Source organism: Metabacillus niabensis (assembly GCF_902829255.1).
Classification (GTDB): domain Bacteria; phylum Bacillota; class Bacilli; order Bacillales; family Bacillaceae; genus Metabacillus; species Metabacillus niabensis.
In genome coordinates, this window is record NZ_CADEPK010000025.1 from 1 (window position 1) to 1,344 (window position 1,344).

Annotated in this window: 1 protein-coding gene; it reads left to right on the plus strand. The window is 31.2% G+C overall.

The window, feature by feature from the left end; translation table 11 throughout:
• The coding region (locus tag HU235_RS04800) for a sensor histidine kinase (protein ID WP_174879476.1) at positions 1-1,344 on the plus strand (1,344 nt) is incomplete at both ends.

Genomic DNA, 1,344 nt, shown 5'->3' on the forward strand with positions numbered 1-1,344 from the left:
ACAAACTACTTATCATTTATATTTTTACTGTTTTTATTCCAATCACATTAACGCATATTGTGTTTTATCATGTTACGACAAATAATGTTAGAAATCAGAAAATGAATGATTTATCACTTACTGTAAAGGAAATAGCTAATGATTTTCAAACAGCGATAGATGATGCTGTTGGAATTTCCTCTATGATATATACGGACTATGAACTATACAATCTATTAGAAACGAAATACACCTCAACGATTGATTTTATCCACGCCTATCATGATTATTTCGGTGATATAAGTAAGGAAGTGTCACTTTATCCATCTGTTCATTCGATAAAATTATACACCGATAATGATACCGTCATTTTTGCAGGTGGGATTAATAAAATTGACACACTTGTTAAAGATTCTACATGGTATAAGGAATCAGAGTTAATTAGAAGCTCCTACCCAGTTTTAATCCGTACGGTTGGGGATTCAGGGAAACATGATATGTTCAGTTTAATCAGAGAGATGGATAATTTTGTTTCTAAAAATTCAACGCAAAAAATCCTTGAAATTAATCTGGAGTCAGGATTAATGTCTAGTATTTTTCATGATGTGACGTTTCCTGGAGAGCTATATTTAGTAAATGACAAAGGAACAATTGAGTATACGACAAATTCAACGATAAATTGGTCTGAAAGGAAATTTCCGTACGACTCTGTTACATTGCCTGGTGATAAGATCATATTTGAGGAATCATATAATCTTCCATATTTAAATAAGTGGAAGGTTATTGCTGTTACAGAAGAGCAAGTTTTACTTGAGGATATTAAAGGATCACGTAATTTCATCCTTTATTTAGCACTTATTAATTTAGTTTTCCCATCTCTTTTTATCATTTATATAACAAGCTCCCTTCATATGCGGATTTTGCGTATTTTAAAGCATATGAGGAAAGTAGAGGATCAAAACTTTGAACTAATAGAAGGTGTTAATTATCAGGATGAGATAGGTGAACTTACCCATGCATTTAATAGAATGGCATCTAAAATAAAGAGACTGATTAAGGAAGTGTATGTGGCTGATATTCAAAAAAAAGATTTAGAATTACAACGAAAGCAAGCACAGTTGAGTGCTCTACAAAGCCAAATTAACCCACATTTCTTATTTAATGTTTTAGAAACAATTCGAATGAGAAGCATTCTAAAAAATGAAGATGAAACAGCTAAGATTATCGAAAATATCGCAAAAATGCTTAGAAAGTCATTTATTTGGGGGAAAGATTGGGTTACTGTTGACGAAGAAATCTATTTAATTAAATGTTTTCTAGAAATACAGCATTACCGATTTGACGATAAAATGCAATATCAAATAA